Annotated in this window: 14 protein-coding genes and 1 pseudogene; 1 reads left to right on the top strand and 14 read right to left on the bottom strand. The window is 58.3% G+C overall.

The genetic code is table 11. The features are described from left to right. Positions 1-18 precede the first annotated feature (18 nt). Positions 19-438, bottom strand: a complete 420-nt coding sequence (locus KUF54_RS05635) for a DUF4145 domain-containing protein (protein WP_219345680.1) — start codon at positions 436-438, stop codon at positions 19-21. Positions 439-715: 277 nt separating this feature from the next. Between KUF54_RS05635 and KUF54_RS05630 the strand changes: the two are divergent. Further along, a pseudogene (locus KUF54_RS05630) lies at positions 716-832 on the top strand (IS3 family transposase); the annotation flags it as partial. A gap of 101 nt (positions 833-933) precedes the next feature. Here KUF54_RS05630 and KUF54_RS05625 read toward each other — a convergent pair. The 13 genes from KUF54_RS05625 to KUF54_RS05565 all read right to left on the bottom strand — a co-directional run bounded on the left by KUF54_RS05625 (position 934) and on the right by KUF54_RS05565 (position 15,292). Further along, positions 934-1,863: an acyl-CoA thioesterase domain-containing protein gene (locus tag KUF54_RS05625; protein ID WP_219345679.1), complete on the bottom strand. Its 930-nt coding sequence runs from the start codon at positions 1,861-1,863 to the stop codon at positions 934-936. 117 nt (positions 1,864-1,980) lie between these two features. Next, positions 1,981-3,192 carry a 3-oxoadipyl-CoA thiolase gene (pcaF, locus tag KUF54_RS05620; protein WP_219345678.1) on the bottom strand — a complete coding sequence of 404 codons (1,212 nt, stop codon included), beginning with the start codon at positions 3,190-3,192 and terminating at the stop codon, positions 1,981-1,983. A 107-nt stretch (positions 3,193-3,299) separates the two neighbouring features. Then, positions 3,300-5,294 (bottom strand): 3-hydroxyacyl-CoA dehydrogenase NAD-binding domain-containing protein, encoded by a 1,995-nt coding sequence (locus KUF54_RS05615; protein WP_219345677.1) that lies wholly within the window; start codon positions 5,292-5,294, stop codon positions 3,300-3,302. Positions 5,295-5,296: 2 nt separating this feature from the next. After that, on the bottom strand, positions 5,297-6,229 hold the full coding sequence (locus KUF54_RS05610) for an electron transfer flavoprotein subunit alpha/FixB family protein (protein WP_219345676.1): 933 nt from the start codon (positions 6,227-6,229) through the stop codon (positions 5,297-5,299). Positions 6,230-6,401: 172 nt separating this feature from the next. After that, positions 6,402-7,151 carry an electron transfer flavoprotein subunit beta/FixA family protein gene (locus tag KUF54_RS05605; protein ID WP_219345675.1) on the bottom strand — a complete coding sequence of 250 codons (750 nt, stop codon included), beginning with the start codon at positions 7,149-7,151 and terminating at the stop codon, positions 6,402-6,404. Between the two features lie 84 nt (positions 7,152-7,235). Further along, complete coding sequence (locus tag KUF54_RS05600; RefSeq protein ID WP_219345674.1) at positions 7,236-7,919, bottom strand: 3-hydroxyacyl-CoA dehydrogenase family protein; 684 nt, start codon at positions 7,917-7,919, stop codon at positions 7,236-7,238. 4 nt (positions 7,920-7,923) lie between these two features. Next, a complete protein-coding gene (locus KUF54_RS05595; protein WP_219345673.1) occupies positions 7,924-8,799 on the bottom strand; it encodes a 3-hydroxyacyl-CoA dehydrogenase family protein in 876 nt (291 codons plus the stop codon). A 25-nt stretch (positions 8,800-8,824) separates the two neighbouring features. Next, complete coding sequence (locus KUF54_RS05590) at positions 8,825-9,991, bottom strand: acyl-CoA dehydrogenase family protein (RefSeq protein ID WP_219345672.1); 1,167 nt, start codon at positions 9,989-9,991, stop codon at positions 8,825-8,827. Positions 9,992-10,003: 12 nt separating this feature from the next. Next, complete coding sequence (locus tag KUF54_RS05585) at positions 10,004-10,750, bottom strand: SDR family NAD(P)-dependent oxidoreductase (protein ID WP_219345671.1); 747 nt, start codon at positions 10,748-10,750, stop codon at positions 10,004-10,006. A gap of 26 nt (positions 10,751-10,776) precedes the next feature. Next, positions 10,777-11,541 carry an enoyl-CoA hydratase/isomerase family protein gene (locus tag KUF54_RS05580; RefSeq protein ID WP_219345670.1) on the bottom strand — a complete coding sequence of 255 codons (765 nt, stop codon included), beginning with the start codon at positions 11,539-11,541 and terminating at the stop codon, positions 10,777-10,779. Then, positions 11,538-13,220, bottom strand: coding sequence for a class I adenylate-forming enzyme family protein (locus KUF54_RS05575; RefSeq protein ID WP_219345669.1), 1,683 nt, complete (start codon positions 13,218-13,220; stop codon positions 11,538-11,540). Before KUF54_RS05575 ends, KUF54_RS05580 begins: the two co-directional genes overlap by 4 nt. A 34-nt stretch (positions 13,221-13,254) precedes the next feature. Further along, positions 13,255-14,037 carry an enoyl-CoA hydratase-related protein gene (locus tag KUF54_RS05570; RefSeq protein WP_219345668.1) on the bottom strand — a complete coding sequence of 261 codons (783 nt, stop codon included), beginning with the start codon at positions 14,035-14,037 and terminating at the stop codon, positions 13,255-13,257. A 10-nt stretch (positions 14,038-14,047) separates the two neighbouring features. After that, a complete protein-coding gene (locus tag KUF54_RS05565) occupies positions 14,048-15,292 on the bottom strand; it encodes a CaiB/BaiF CoA-transferase family protein (protein ID WP_219345667.1) in 1,245 nt (414 codons plus the stop codon). Positions 15,293-15,359: the final 67 nt, after the last annotated feature.

The following is a 15,359-nucleotide window of genomic DNA, read 5'->3' as shown; positions in this document are numbered from 1 at the left end:
TTGCAGGTCATAGAGTTTCTAGCTGGGATCATCCGGCAGCTGAAACGGTCCGGGCTTGTAATGGGCATCGCTGCCAAAAGTGCGGTGAAACCAGAGTGCGACTTCACGGGCAACTTTGAGAGATTCGAGTGCTTCCCGATAGCCGATAACTGCCCCGACCTCATGCACCGCATCATTACCGCGCATGCGCAGCAGGTGAAACACCTGGCGCAACTGAGGGTCCAGTCCAAGCTTTTTATCAATGGCGCGAATGAGATCGACCTGTGTGGACTGCGACGGCAAACCCATGCGGCTGGCCACATCTTTGGCAATGGCCTCCGCCAGCAACCGAAGCTTGGCAACGCAGCTGGGTGGATCGTGGGGAAAGATTTTTTCGGCAGCCAGTCCCAGCGCAGCCAATGATTTGGAATAGATGCCCAAAAAATCGAAATTACTCACCCGCTGCCTCTGTTGATATTAGTATATTGCACATTATGTAACTACACGTTGCAATATTTATAATTATTCCCGACTGGATCTGCGATTAACTAGGCTGTTCGGGCTGCAACATAGCCACCATATGGCGCAGGTCCCCACCTGTATTTCTCTCTACGGCAAAGTTGTGGCGATGTGATTTACCTCATTCACCGAAGCGGCCTCCCGGTTCAGCTTGAGGCTGATTGAATATCTGACGGCCAAAAATCGTCAGCAATTCGCCTCAGAACATCTTGATGCCCGGAACATGGCTCGGGCCGATGTGTTTGACTACATTGAAGTGTTCTACAACCAATAACGTCGCCACAGTCATCTGGGCGATATTAGTCCCGAGGCGTTTGAGAGCGCCCGGGCGTGAGGCTGGGATTTGTCTATTGCAGCGGGGGCAGTCCACGCTTAGATACTTGTTCAAAAAACCGGGGCCACTTCTGTGCAACAACGCCCTGTGGGACTAAACACCTACAACCTATTTTTTAAAAAAGTCCATTGAGAGTGGATAATTTTCTTTCCCGTGTTGGAAATAATTTTGCACTCCACCACTACCGTGTTGCGACCTTGTCGCAGCACTTGGGCTGTCGTATCGAAGCACGGCTCTGACGCCGCATTCAGGTACTGCACCGAGCTGTCTGCCACCATCCAGCCCTCCGGCGCGACGGCTCTGGCCGCCTGGGCAGCCAAACCGTACAAAATGCCGCCATGCACATTGCCAGAGCGATTGGACAGTTGCGCCCCTTTGTAGAAGCGAAATACCGCGCTGCCTGAGTTAAGACTGACTTTCTCCGCCCCCCAAAAATGATCCAAAAAGGTCTCGCTCTGGCCTAGCGCATCGGCCTTCTGTGCCGCTTGGTACACCGCATAATCGGGTGAGTCACTGTTCGGCACACACTGCGCCAAGTCGGAAAACACCTTGGGAGCATGCGGCAGTGCTCGCACATTCAATGCATTTTTGAAAGGTGCCATGCCCATCAATGCGCTGCCCGAGGCCAACTGCTCGCCTGCTTCGCAATAAATCTCCACTTCGGTGCGCACCGCGCCAATTTCTGCGTCATCGATGGTATTGGCCATTCTTGCAACGGCCTTGATCTTTCCCGCACCGGGAAGCTTTTTGATCGACAAGTGCAAGCTGATTGTGGCCAAACTGGCCTGCTGCCCCAACGTGGCACGCGCCGCATTAGATAGCCCCACATCCGAAAATACGCCCAGCGCAGCCATGCCGATACGCCCCTGGCTACTAAGCGCATGTGCGCCTACTTCCATCCATGAGATGTTTTCCTGTGCGCTGACCTTTTCAAAATAAATGTCCAGGTAGTTAGATGGATAGGTCCAGCCATAATCATGGACGGCGCGTATTGCCTGAATACTTCTTTGAAAACCCGGGGATACGGTCATGGACGATGACTCCAAACAATCGTACAGCGCGGGCACAAAAAGCTAGCCGTGCTGCGCTGTCGTTGACAACTGCGTAAGCCTCGCAAAAGTGGCTCAGCCCGTCTCATAAAAAGCGTCTCAGACCTTTTCGAGGATCACGGCAATGCCTTGGCCCACGCCAATGCACATGGTACACAGCGCGTAGCGACCGCCCAGTGTGTGCAACTGGTTCACAGCGGTAGTGGCCAGGCGGGCACCCGAGGCACCCAGGGGGTGGCCCAGGGCGATGGCGCCGCCCCATTGGTTCACGCGCTTATCGTCGTCGGCAATGTCCAGGTCACGCAGAACGGCCAGGCCTTGGGCGGCAAAAGCTTCGTTCAGCTCAATCACATCCATGTCCGCCAATGTCAGGCCGGTCTGGGCCAGCACCTTGCGCACGGCGGGTGCGGGGCCAAAGCCCATGATGCGGGGGGCGACACCGGCGGTGGCCATGCCCACCACGCGGGCACGGGGCACCAGGTTGTACTGTTTGGCTGCTTCGCCATTGGCCAGCAGCAGGGCGCAAGCGCCGTCGTTCACGCCGGAGGCATTGCCTGCGGTCACGGTGCCGTCAGGGCGCACCACGCCTTTGAGCTTGGCAAGCGCTTCCAGCGTGGTGGCGCGGGGGTGTTCGTCTTGCGACACGATGATGGCCTCACCCTTCTTCTGAGCAATGGAGACGTTGACGATTTCCTTGGCCAGATAGCCTGCAGCGATGGCGGCTGCCGCCTTTTGTTGCGAAGCCAGTGCCATGCGGTCTTGCGCCGCGCGTTCGATCCTGAAGTCGTCAGCCACGTTCTCGGCCGTTTCGGGCATGGAGTCCACACCGTACTGGGCCTTCATTAGTTTGTTAACGAAGCGCCAGCCGATGGTGGTGTCATACACCGCATTGACACGGCTGAAGGCGGATTCGGCCTTGGGCATGACGAAGGGGGCGCGGCTCATGGATTCCACGCCACCAGCAATCATCAAACGAGCTTCGCCAGACTTGATAGCGCGGGCGGCTGAACCTACAGCATCCAGACCCGAGCCACACAGGCGATTGATGGTGGCGCCAGGCACATCCAGTGGAAGACCAGCCAGCAGGGCCGACATGCGGGCCACGTTGCGGTTGTCTTCGCCGGCCTGGTTGGCGCAGCCAAACAACACATCGTCCACAGCCTTCCAGTCCACGCCTGGATTGCGCTCCATCAGCGCCTTAATGGGCAGCGCACCTAAATCATCTGTACGCACGCTCGACAGCGCGCCGCCGTAGCGGCCAAAGGGGGTGCGAATGGCATCACAGATGAAAGCGTCGACGGCGTGGCTCATAAAAGTCTCCCAGAGATATCAGTGTTTATGGCGCATGGCCAAATTTAAAAATTGATAGCTGTTAGCGCCTTACCTGTAAGCGCTACAGCCATATTTAATGCAAATTTTTAGGGCAATTTCAGCAGGGCCAGATCGCCCTTGGCAAAGCCATGCCCTACATGCTGGGCCAGCTCGGTTTGCATTTGCGCCTGTTCTTGCACGCTGAACTGGCTGAGCCAGAACAAAGGCCCGCCCTCCCAACGCGGGAAGCCGTACCCCTGCACCAGCACCACATCAATGTCGGAAGGCTGGCGCGCCACGCCCTCAGCCAGCAGCAATGCCGCCTCGTTGCACATCGCCATGAGCGTGCGACGCATGATTTCGACATCCGTCAGGCTGCGACGGGTCAGACCACGTGCCTGCGTGGCTTGCTCGATCACGGCCTTGACGCTGTCATCCACTGCTGCCGATTTTTTGCCATCCACATAGGTGTAGTAGCCGGAACCGGTCTTGCGACCCAGGCGACCCTGCTCGCACAGCTGATCCAAGATGGAGACATAGCGCTCCTTGGGGTTCCGCGTAGCCGCTTGCGACTTGCGCATGCGCCATGCAATGTCCAGCCCAGACAAGTCGGCCACGGCAAACGGGCCCATCGCAAAGCCAAACTTTTGCAGCGCGGCATCCACCTGTTCGGGCAAAGCACCGTCTTCCAACATGAACTCAACCTGCTTGCGGTAAGCGTTGTAGATGCGGTTACCGATAAAGCCAAACGCGTTGCCGCACAACACTGGCAGCTTGCCCAGCTTCTTGCCCAGCGCCATGCCGGTGGCAATGGCGTCAATAGCCGTGCCTTGCAAGCGCACCACTTCCAGCAGCTTCATCACATTGGCGGGGCTAAAGAAGTGCAGGCCAATCACATCCTGTGGGCGTGAAGTGGCTTGGGCAATGTCGTCCAGATCCAGGTACGAGGTATTGGTTGCAAGCAAAGCACCTGCGCGGGCATGCTGATCAATGGTCTTGAAGACGTTTTGCTTAACGGCAAGGTCTTCAAACACGGCTTCAATCACCACATCCGCCTGAGCCAGCTCGGCCCAATTCAGGGTGCTGGTCAACGCCGCCTTGCGCGCTATGGCCTTGTCTTGTGTCAACTTGCCTACGGCCACGCGCTGGTCATAAAAGTCCTGCACGCGTTGCACCCCACGGTTCAGAGCCGCTTGATCTTGTTCAAAAATCTGCACCTGCAAACCGGCGTCCAACGCACTGATGGCAATGCCGGTGCCCATGGTGCCTGCGCCAATTACCGCAATGCGCTGCATGGCACGCGGGGCCACGTTCAACTCAGCAGGCAACACGGTGGTGCACTGTTCGGCCTGCAACTGGTACTGCAGCGCCTTGGCATCACGACCTTCGCGCAACTGGGTTAAAGCTTGCTGGTCTTTGACAGCAGCATCGTCAAACGGCAGCACGATGGAATTCTTGATCGATGCCACTGCCGCCTGTGTCGCAGGGCGCTGCTTGCCTTTGCGCAGCACATCCTTGATGGCAGTTTGCAGCAAGGCATCGTCCACCGCAGCAACCGCACCATCACGCATGCGACGCTTGCTCCCCTGCAGACTTTTTGCCAGGTTCACAGCGGCATCCAGCACAGAGGCTTGTGCCACCACATCCAGCAGATCCAACGTCTGCGCTTGAGATGCGGTGAGTTGCGCACCCATGCCAATCAAATCAAGCGCCTTGAGCGCACCTACACCACGCAACAAGCGCTGTGCAGTACCTGCACCAGGAATCAAACCTTGGCTCACCGCAGGCAATGCCATGCGCGTGGTGGCGCTCGCAACCCGTGCATCACAAGCTAGAACAAACTCCCAGTGCCCGCCTTGCACACTACCCTGCAAGGCCGCGACAACTGGTTTTGTGCTGCTTTCCACCGCAGAGATAGCTTGCGGCAATGCGGCGATCACATCGCTACCCAGTGCAAACACCTTACCGTCTGCATGCAGAACCGCAGCCTGCACACTGACATCTGCCTCCAAGGCCTGCAGGCCTTGTAGCAAGGCGTTGAGCGATGCGACATCGATCACCAGCACGTTATCCACGCGCTCTGTGTGAACCAAGGTATTCATATTTACAGCGCTCCTGCGATCTCAGGAACAGCCGTAAACAGGTCGGCTTCGAGACCGTAATCAGCCACCGAGAAGATGGGCGCCTCTGGGTCCTTGTTGATTGCAACGATCACTTTGGAGTCCTTCATACCGGCCAAGTGCTGGATTGCGCCCGAAATACCAGCGGCTATATACAACTGCGGCGCAACGATCTTGCCGGTCTGGCCCACTTGCAGGTCGTTGGGGGCGTAGCCGGCATCAACTGCTGCGCGGGAAGCACCGATGGCGGCGCCCAGCTTGTCAGCAAGCGGTGTGATGACTTCGCTGAACTTCTCTGCCGAGCCCAGTGCGCGGCCACCGGAGACGATGATCTTGGCTGCCGTCAGCTCAGGACGATCGCTCTTGGTGACTTCACGGCCCACTAAAGCGCTCTTGCCCGAGTCAGCCACTGCAACAGTGGTTTCCACAGCGGCAGAGCCACCGGTGGCGGCAGCAGCGTCAAAGCCGGTAGTACGCACGGTGATGACCTTGACGGCATCGGCAGACTGCACGGTGGCTATGGCGTTACCTGCGTAGATGGGGCGCTCGAAGGTGTCAGCGGAATCAACCTTGGTGATGTCGCTGATCTGGGCCACATCCAGCTTGGCGGCAACGCGGGGAGCAATGTTCTTGCCCGCAGCCGTCGATGGGAACAGGATGTGGCTGTAGCTACCAGCGATGCTCAGAATTTGCGCTGCGACGTTCTCAGCCAGGCCGTCCTTGAGGCTTGTGCCGTCTGCGTGAATGACTTTGGAAACACCGACGATCTGGGCAGCTGCTGCCGCTGCTGCGGCCGCGCCCTCACCGGCCACTAGCACATGCACCTCACCACCACAGGCCTTGGCGGCGGTAACGGTGTTCAGCGTAGCGCCCTTGATTAAAGCGTTGTCGTGTTCTGCAATGACAAGAGAAGTCATGTTCTATATCCCCATTCACGAGGCGCCCCGCTGCGCTGGCAGTCCTGTTCGCACTCAGAAATTACAAAATAGATAGCTGTCTGCGCTTTATCTTTAAGCGCTAGCGGCCAATTTCACTATAGATTTTTGGGCGAGCACTCTTAGAAACCTCCAAGAGCGCTCGCTTCGCGCCTTACAGCACCTTGGCTTCGTTCTTGAGCTTGTCCAACAGCGCTGCCACATCGGCCACCTTGATGCCAGCACCGCGCTTGGCGGGCTCTGCCACCTTCAGGGTCTTGAGGCGAGGAGTCACGTCCACACCCAGATCCTCAGGCTTGAAAGTGTCCAGCTGTTTTTTCTTGGCCTTCATGATGTTGGGCAAGGTCACGTAGCGGGGCTCATTCAAGCGCAGGTCGGTGGTGATGATGGCAGGCATTCTCAGAGCCACCGTTTCCAGACCGCCATCCACTTCACGGGTCACATTGACCTTGTCGCCGGCCACTTCCACCTTGGAAGCGAAGGTGGCTTGGGGCAGATCGGCCAGCGCCGCCAGCATCTGACCGGTCTGGTTGTTGTCACCATCGATGGCTTGCTTGCCCAAAATCACCAGACCGGGCTGCTCTTTGTCTACCAGTGCCTTGAGCAGCTTGGCAATGGCCAGCGGCTGCAGCTCTGCATCGGCTTCCACCAGAATGCCTCGGTCTGCACCAATGGCCATGGCCGTGCGCAGCACTTCTTGGCTTTGTGCCACACCGCAGGACACGGCAATCACTTCCGTGACCACGCCTTGTTCCTTGAGACGCACCGCTTCTTCAACGGCGATCTCATCAAATGGGTTCATGCTCATCTTGACGTTGGCAATGTCTACACCTGTGCCGTCCGACTTGATGCGAACTTTGACGTTGTAGTCCACCACGCGCTTGACTGGAACCAATACTTTCATAGCAATCTTTCTTTGACACTAAAGGGCTACCGCCCTACTTGCTGCGTATTTTCAAAAGGCCACATAGTGGCCTTGGGGCTTACCTCAGGCAACGCGCTTGAGCGCTGCAGACTCGCCGGGCTGCTGGGCGCGTTGCTTAGCCACCTGGGCACGGCGTGCCGGTGCATAGGCCTCCTGACCCAGCGCCGCGTGCAAATCTGCAGTCACATCAAAGTGCTCCACCAAGCCGGTGCGCTCCAGTAAGGAGATAGGACCTTCGGGGTAGCCCAGACCCAGGCAAAGGGTCTTGTCCATGTCGTCGGCACTTGCCAGCTTTTCATCGAGGCGGCGCAGCGCGGCGTTCAGGTAGGGCCGCACCAGGCGGTTGATGATGCGACCGGGGAAGTCATTGCACACCGCCACTTTGAAGCCTGCCGCTTCAAACGCGGACTTGGCGGCAGCCAGTGCGTCTGGCTGGGTTTGGGGCTGCTTGACCAGCTCAATCAGGTTCGAGGGATCTGCCTTACCCATGCGAAAACGTGCAAAACCCACCACGTTGGAACCTTCTTGGCCACGGCTTTCGCCGGTGTGCGCGCCAAGGCATTCGTTGCCCAGCTCCAACGCCACAAAGCTGCGGTTTTCCACATTGCTGGTGGCGGCAAAGGCGGCGCCTGCATCGGCACCGATGAACACCAGGCCTTGTGCGCCGCTGGTGGCTTGCTGGGTGAGGGCGTGGTCGTCTGGAAAGGAGTTGCTCTGGCCCGCGCGAAAGATTTCGTAGCTGCTCATGGTTTTACGCTCCATACATTTTGTTGTCGGCATAGCTGTGAAAGCCTTTGCCGGTTTTCTTACCCAACCAGCCTGCGGCGATCATTTTTTTGACCAGCGGCGGGCAGGCGGCCCGCGGCTCGTTGGTGACGCCATGCATGGCTTCGCACAGCAACTTTTGCGTGTCCATTCCCACCAGATCCAGCAGCTCAAACGGACCCATGGAGTAACCCATGCCGGTCTTGATGGCCAGGTCGATGTCTGCCGGATCGGCCACGCCCTGCTCAATCAGGCGGATGGCGTCGTTGTGGTACGGAATCAGGAAGTAGTTCAGGATGAAGCTAGGGGTGTCTTGCGTCTTGACCGGCTTTTGACCCATGGCTTCGCACACGGCCCATGCCTGCGCAAAGGTGGCGTCGCTGGTTGTCAGCCCCGGTGACATTTCCACCAGCTTCATCAGTTGGGCCGGCAGGCAAAAGTGCATGCCTACAAAGCGGTCAGGACGGCCGCTGCCACCGGCAATTTCGGTGATGCTGATGGTCGAGGTATTGCTGGCAAAAATGGTGTGCTCAGGGCAAACGGCGTTGAGCTTGCTGAACAGGTCGTGCTTGGCGGGCAGGCTCTCAAAGATGGCTTCGATGACCAGATCGCAGTCAGCCATATCGTTCAGATCACTGGTACCCTGCCAGGCATTCATGATCTCGGGCAGCTTCTCGGCGGCCAGCTTGCCGCGCTCCACGCTCTTGCGCAAAAAGCCTTCGGTCTGCTGACGTGCACGGGCGACAGACTCAGGGTTCAGGTCGAACACCTTTGTGCGAAAGCCTGCGCGTGCGCAGACGATGGCAATGCCTGCACCCATGGTTCCGGCACCGGCGATGCCAATGGTTTTGATCTCACTCATGTGGTGTCTCCTAATGTGTGGTGTCTTAGCGCTGCAAAAAGCTGCGGCCGATGAGCTGGCGGTGGACCTGGTTGGTGCCTTCCCAGATCTGGGTGATCTTGGCGTCGCGCATCAGGCGCTCCATGCGGAAGTCTTTACAGTAGCCATAGCCGCCCAGCAGCTGCACGCCGTCGGTGGTTACGCGCATGGCCAGGTCGGTGGCGCGCATTTTCAGCAACGAGGCGTCGATGCCGAAGTCCTTGGCACCGTTGTCGATACGGGCCGCCAGCTGCCACAGATAGCTCTCTACCAGAGACATTTCAGAAGCCAAATCGGCCAGCATGAACTGGATGCCCTGGAACTCCAGAATGCGCTTTCCAGATTGGCGGCGTTCGTTGATATAAGCCGTGGCATCTTCAAATGCAGCGCGGGCGATACCCGAGGCGTGGGCTGCCACGCTGGGGCGGGATTTATTCAACGATGCAAACAAAATCTTCAGGCCATCGCCGGGGCTGCCCAGCAGGTTGGCACGTGGCACGCGGCAGTTATCAAACGCCAGTGTGGCAGTGCTGGAAGCCCGGTGCCCCATCTTGTCTTCGAGGCGCACCACGGACAGACCGGGTGTGCCCTTTTCTAGGATCAATACCGAGATCGCCTCTTTGGCGTTGGCAATACCTTCCCATTTGCCAAACAGCAGGTACAGATCGGCTACATCGCCATTGGTGATAAAGGTCTTGCCACCGTTGATGACGATCTCATCACCTTCTTCACGGAAAGTGGTGCGCATACCGGTGGCGTCCGAGCCGGCGCCGGGCTCGGTGATCGCCAGCGCACCCAGACCGCCTTCAGCAATGCGCGGCAGCAGGCGCTGCTTTTGCTCTTCGTTTCCCCAGTCGATCAGCGGCTTCATGCCGTGGTAGTTGGTGGCCCAGATGATGCCAGTGGCAGCACAGGCCTTGCTGATCTCGCGAGCGCAGGCCAGATAAGCCGTGTACGACATTTGCGCGCCGCCATATTCCTCAGGGATGAACATGGCGTTCAAACCCAGCTGATTGATGGCCTTGACGTTCTCCCATGGGAACTCAGCCGTGCGGTCGTAGTGCTCAGCTTTGGGTGCAATCTGGTCCTGGCACAGGGCTTTGACGCTGTCGAGCAGCATGCGTTCTTCGTCGTTGAGCGCGATGCGCTCATCCATGCTTTGCAAGATATTCATGGCAGCAGCTCCTTAGTGCGCAATGCTTTGACCACCATCGATATAGATGGTCTCGCCACTGAGGAAAGCACCTGCAGGGCCAAACATGCTGGCCACCAGTGCCCCCACATCCTTGGACTTACCGGGCACACCGCCGGGAATGCGCTTGGCTAGGTATTGGCGCAGCGGGCTGTCTTCGCCCATAGCGTCCGCATTCAAATCGGTCTCGATGTAACCGGGGGCCACGTTCATGACGCGAATGCCCTTGCCGCCCCACTCGGCAGCCAAACAACGGGTAATTGCACCTACCGCCGCCTTGCTGGCGCAATACGCCACATTGCGTTTGACGCCCAGCTTTTCAAAGAAGGAGCCGATGTTGACAATCATCCCACCTTGGTTTTCCAAAAGGTAGGGGTAGGCAGCTTGGCAAGCGGTGAGCACCGAGGTGGCATTCATGTCCATCATCAGTTGCCACTGATCCAGCGGCAATGTGGCGGATGGTGAATCCACATGCAGGCCAGCGTTGTTGACCAAGCCCTTGATCTGCCAGTCAGCATCCTTGAGTTGCTTCAAAGCCTGCGCCATCGTTTCCGGCTTCGACACATCAGCGCGTCCGGCGATCAATCGCGCACTCACTTCGGCACTGGTACCTTCGAGCGAGGGCGCCGCTCCAGAGCGTGAAAGGCATGCCACGTGGTAGCCCTGCTCGGCCAGCGTCAGCGCAATGGCAGCGCCAATGCCCTTGCTGGCACCTGTAACCACAATACAAGCTTTGCTCATACGATTTGTCTCCCTGTTGTTCTGGCTTATTGGTCTTGGAAAACTGCGGGACGCTTGTCCACAAAGGCTTGCATGCCCTCTTCAGCGTCGGCCGTGCGATAGGCCAGCGTGGACAGATCGGCCTCCAGGCGCAGCCCCTCATACAGCGGCAGGTCGGCTGCACGCAGCACGGCTTCTCGGGCAAACTGCAGGGCCCGCAGGCTGTGGCCAGTGAACTCACGGGCGTAAGCTTTGCCAGCCTCAACCACCTGTCCTTCTACGATGCGGTTGACTAGGCCGATGGCCAACGCCTCATCGGCTTTGACCGTGCGGCCTGTCATGACCAACTCCAGCGCCCGCCCCGTCCCCACCAAGCGAGGCAGGCGCTGGGTTCCGCCATAACCGGGGATCAGGCCCAGCTTCACTTCCGGCAATCCAAACTTGGCGTTCTGCAGTGCTAGGCGCAGCGTGCACGCCAGCGCCAACTCGCAGCCACCACCAAACGCAAAGCCATTGACCACGGCAATCGAAGGAATACTCAGACGATCCAGCTGTGCGAACACCGCCTGGCCCAGTTCCGCACCTTCGCGCTGCTCTTTGAGGCTGCGCTGCTGCAGCTCTTTGATGTCAGCGCCCGCGCAAAACGATTTCTCGCCTTCTCCGGTGATGATCAGCGCACGAGCCTTGGAGCGCCCTGCTTCCGTGATGGCTTTTCCAATGTCTTCGATCAGCGAAAAGCTCAAGGCATTCAGCGCTTGCGGGCGGCGAATTGTCAGCACCGCAAATTCTTCGTCGTATTTCAGTTCAATCATGCGACCACCTCGGGGGCGCGATAGCGCACAGGTTGGGGTTGAATACGGCCAGACTTGACCCACTCAATCAATTCACGTTTGAGAATTTTTCCGCTGGGAGTGAGCGGAAACTCGGGCAGCACGATGTAGAACTCGGGCATGTCGAATTTCGACAGCCCCTCTGCCGCCAAGTGCTGCAGCATGTCCTGGGCTTGGGGTGCGTTTTCGGGGGCAATCAATGCCAAACACACTTTCTCGCCCAGTCGTTCATCGGGCACGCCAAAAGCCGCCGCCTTTTTGACAGCCATATGGCGGTGGGCGTATTCCTCGATGTGGGCCGGGTGGATGTTGTGGCCGCCGCGAATGATCAAGTCCTTCTTTCGACCGACAATTTCCAGGTTGCCGTTGGCATCAAAGCGACCCAGATCACCGCTCATGAACCAGCCGCCCGCATTGAACGAACCTTCGGTGGCTGTCTGATTGTTGAAGTAGCCCAGCATCAGCAGACCACCACGGCCACCGATTTCGCCCACTTCACCTTGCACCACTTCCCGGTCAGGATTCTCTTGGTCAAACAAGCGCACCTCGTAGCCATGGCAATGCTTACCACAGGTGGTGGTAATGACTTCCACGGGGTCATGAGGCAAGGTGTACTGGTGCGAGCCGCACTCGGTCATGCCATAAACGTTTTGCGGAGTGGCGCCTAGGGCCAGCAGGCGGGATGCGGTTTCAGTCGGGATGGGTGCACCCGCCATATAGAACACACGCACATTGCCCAGTTTCTGCAACTGGCGTTTATCCACCTCCTGGATCAAGTCCATCGCATGCGTGGGTACCCCCATCACATAAGTCGCACCGGTTTGCTGCAACCAGTCCAGTGCAGGCACACCAGCCGTGCCATCCAACATCACCAGCTCACACCCGGTGACCAACACCTGCTCCAACGCCACAGTCCCAATGTGGTGGCTCATAGGACTGAGCGTTAACAAGACCGTGTTCGCGTCCTGGTTCCAGTCCTTCGACAACGAGCGGCCATTGGCCAGCAAAGTGTTATCGCTGTGCATGACGCCCTTCGGCGCGCCAGTGGTGCCACTGGTAAAAGCCAGGTACACCACTTGATCAGGATCTTCACTGGCTGCGGGCAACTCAGACAGTGACACATCGCCAGGCTGCGGCATCGGCTGCGTACCGAGGGGCAAAGCGGAGTCACCGGCATTCAGTGCTGGCAGTGCAAACATCCGCTTGATATGGCCCAGCCCTTGTGCCTGGGCGAACACATCGTACTGTTTGGCGTCTGCGCCCCAGCCGATCTGGGCAAACAAGGCTTTGCAGTCGATGCGCTGCAGCAACGTCAGGATTTCGGCAACGGTGTAGTTCTGGTGCAGCGAGGGGTTGCAAACATAGCCGTTGCGCGAGCAGGCCAGTTGAATGACCACGTTTTCCAGCCGATTGGGCAGCCATACGGCCACCCGGTCGCCGGTGCGCAGCCCACTGGCATGCAGCGCAGCGGCCACCGTATCTACCCACTGCAGCAGTGCGTGCCAAGTCAGGCGGCGCTGGTTGTCCCGCACCGCAAAAGCAGCCGATCGCTCGCTGGCATGCTTGCGCACCAAGCCATACATCGTGGTGTTTTGCCAGACGCGCTTGCGATAGAGCAAGCTCGACTGCGCCGGGTTATGCAACGTCAGCAAATGGGACATCACGGGCCTCCTCGTGGTCTATCGTTTGCTGAAATTACTGACCAAACTTGCTGGCATCAGGACTGCGACGCTCTGCGAAAGCAGCCGCCATTTCGTCATGCTCTTTGGTATCGAGGTAGCCACGCAGCAGTAAGTCATGGGCCATGCGCGACAGGCCGGATACACCACCGTGGCGGGCATTGAAAGCGCCCTTGATGGAGGCCAGTGCGAATGCTCCGCGGTCCGCAATTTCCAGCGCAAACTTCTTAGTTTCTACCGCCAGCTGCTCGTCAGGCACCACGCGGTTGACCAGTCCCCATTCCTTAGCTTCCTTGGCGCTGAGCTTGGGGTTGGAGTACCACATCTCCTTGGCGCGCTTCTTACCCACCAGGTCTTCCAGATACCAAGTGCCGTAGCCCGCGTCAAAGCTGCCCACCATCGGCCCCACCTGGCGAAATACCGCGCTTTCCTTGGCAATGGTCACATCGCACACCATCTGCAGCACATTGCCTCCGCCCACCGCAAAGCCGTTGACACTGGCAATCACCGGCTTTTGCAGCTTGTCGATGGATTCGTACATTTCCAGCGTAGGCAACACGCCGGCGTACAACAGCGTTTCTTCCATTCCATCCTTGCGGCCACCGGTGCAAAAGAACTTGTCGCCAGCGCCCGTCAACACCACCACGCGGGTGCGGGTCTCACGGCGGATTTCGTTGATGCAGTCACGGATTTCGTGGCACATCTTGGCTGTGAACATATTGCCGTCATGGGGACGGTTCAGCGTGATCGTGGCAATAGGACCGTCTTCGCTATAAATGATTTCTTCGAATTGCTGCATGGTGGTCTCCTTAAATAATGGCTTGTGCGCGAAGCTGAGTAATGGCCGACTCGTCCAGTGCGAGCCAGTCCTCTAAAACGGTTTGGGTGTCAGCGCCCAACTTGGGCGGTGGCACCTGAGTGCCTTCGGTCTGGCCGTCGAAGCGAATGCCCAATCCCACTTGCGGGATCTCGCCATCCGCCCCCTGGGTACGGTAAATAAAGCCAGCGTCTTGCAAGGCTTTGTCGCGGGCCAACTCGTCCAGTCGCTGGATGGGACCTGCAGGCACACGGGCTTGGGTAAACAAACCCAGCCACTCGGCACGCTGTTTGGTCACCAGCACCTTGGCAATCATTTCGACCAACTCGGGGCGGGCTTCGCGCCGCTGCGCATTGCTGGCGTAGGCGGGGTTTTGCGCCACTTCGGGCTGGCCTACGGTGTCCCAGAAACGCTTCCAGATGGCGTCATTACCCAGGCCCAGCGTCATCGGGTCATCCGCGGTTTCGAATACCTGGTAGATGGCAATCACACTGTCACGGCCACCGGAGCGGCGGTACATCTCACCCGAGCCAAGATGCGGCATCAAGCGCGGCGACATAAAACGCGACATCGACTCCACCATCGAGATATCAATGCTGCAGCCCACGCCATCACGCTGGCGGCGGTACAAAGCGGCAATCACGGCCATGGCGGCATCGTGGCCCGAGAGCATATCGGCAGCGGGGGTGCCGACTTTTTGCGGACCGTTTTCCAGCTCTCCGGTCAAATCCATCACACCTGAGTAACCTTCGGCAATCAGGTCGTAGCAAGGCATATCGGCACGTTCGCCTTGCAAGCCAAAGCCTGTCAGCGACAGGTGAATCAGCTTGGGGTTGATGGCACGCAGCGTAGCGGCATCCACACCCAGCTTGCGCTGAACACGGGCGACCAAGTTCAACAAGATGACATCGCACTGGCCCACCAGTTGCTCCAGTACGGCTTTGCCTTCTGGCTGGCTGAAGTCCAGTGTCATGCTCTGCTTGCCACGGTTCACAGCCATGAACCACAGCGATTCACCGTGCAGGAACGGAGGGCCCCAGGCGCGGGCATCGTCACCGCCCTTGGGCTTTTCCACCTTGAGCACCGTGGCGCCCATATCGGCCAGCAACTGACCTGCATAGGGCCCTGCGATCGATGTGGTCAGGTCCAGCACTTTGACGCCTGTCAAAAAATCTAGGCTCGGGGCGTTGCGCAGTGGCAAGTCGCTTAGTGGTGAATCCAAAGTGGTCTGTGACATGGCTCTAGTTCTCTATTGTTGTTTCCGTCAAGACGCACCCTCCCCTCACAGCATGTGACATGCACAC

Origin of the sequence: Comamonas sp. Y33R10-2 (genome assembly GCF_019355935.1) — a bacterium.
Classification (GTDB): Bacteria; Pseudomonadota; Gammaproteobacteria; order Burkholderiales; family Burkholderiaceae_C; genus Comamonas.
Note: the sequence above shows the minus strand (reverse complement) of the source record. Positions and strands in the feature narration are given on the sequence as shown.

What these genes read in the sequence shown, in the direction of transcription:
- KUF54_RS05625 (WP_219345679.1), bottom strand. Translation starts at nt 1,863, where the DNA reads ATGACCGTATCCCCGGGTTTTCAAAGAAGTATTCAGGCAATACGCGCC.
- pcaF (WP_219345678.1), bottom strand. Translation starts at nt 3,192, where the DNA reads ATGAGCCACGCCGTCGACGCTTTCATCTGTGATGCCATTCGCACCCCC.
- KUF54_RS05615 (WP_219345677.1), bottom strand. Translation starts at nt 5,294, where the DNA reads ATGAATACCTTGGTTCACACAGAGCGCGTGGATAACGTGCTGGTGATC.
- KUF54_RS05610 (WP_219345676.1), bottom strand. Translation starts at nt 6,229, where the DNA reads ATGACTTCTCTTGTCATTGCAGAACACGACAACGCTTTAATCAAGGGC.
- KUF54_RS05605 (WP_219345675.1), bottom strand. Translation starts at nt 7,151, where the DNA reads ATGAAAGTATTGGTTCCAGTCAAGCGCGTGGTGGACTACAACGTCAAA.
- KUF54_RS05600 (WP_219345674.1), bottom strand. Translation starts at nt 7,919, where the DNA reads ATGAGCAGCTACGAAATCTTTCGCGCGGGCCAGAGCAACTCCTTTCCA.
- KUF54_RS05595 (WP_219345673.1), bottom strand. Translation starts at nt 8,799, where the DNA reads ATGAGTGAGATCAAAACCATTGGCATCGCCGGTGCCGGAACCATGGGT.
- KUF54_RS05590 (WP_219345672.1), bottom strand. Translation starts at nt 9,991, where the DNA reads ATGAATATCTTGCAAAGCATGGATGAGCGCATCGCGCTCAACGACGAA.
- KUF54_RS05585 (WP_219345671.1), bottom strand. Translation starts at nt 10,750, where the DNA reads ATGAGCAAAGCTTGTATTGTGGTTACAGGTGCCAGCAAGGGCATTGGC.
- KUF54_RS05580 (WP_219345670.1), bottom strand. Translation starts at nt 11,541, where the DNA reads ATGATTGAACTGAAATACGACGAAGAATTTGCGGTGCTGACAATTCGC.
- KUF54_RS05575 (WP_219345669.1), bottom strand. Translation starts at nt 13,220, where the DNA reads ATGTCCCATTTGCTGACGTTGCATAACCCGGCGCAGTCGAGCTTGCTC.
- KUF54_RS05570 (WP_219345668.1), bottom strand. Translation starts at nt 14,037, where the DNA reads ATGCAGCAATTCGAAGAAATCATTTATAGCGAAGACGGTCCTATTGCC.
- KUF54_RS05565 (WP_219345667.1), bottom strand. Translation starts at nt 15,292, where the DNA reads ATGTCACAGACCACTTTGGATTCACCACTAAGCGACTTGCCACTGCGC.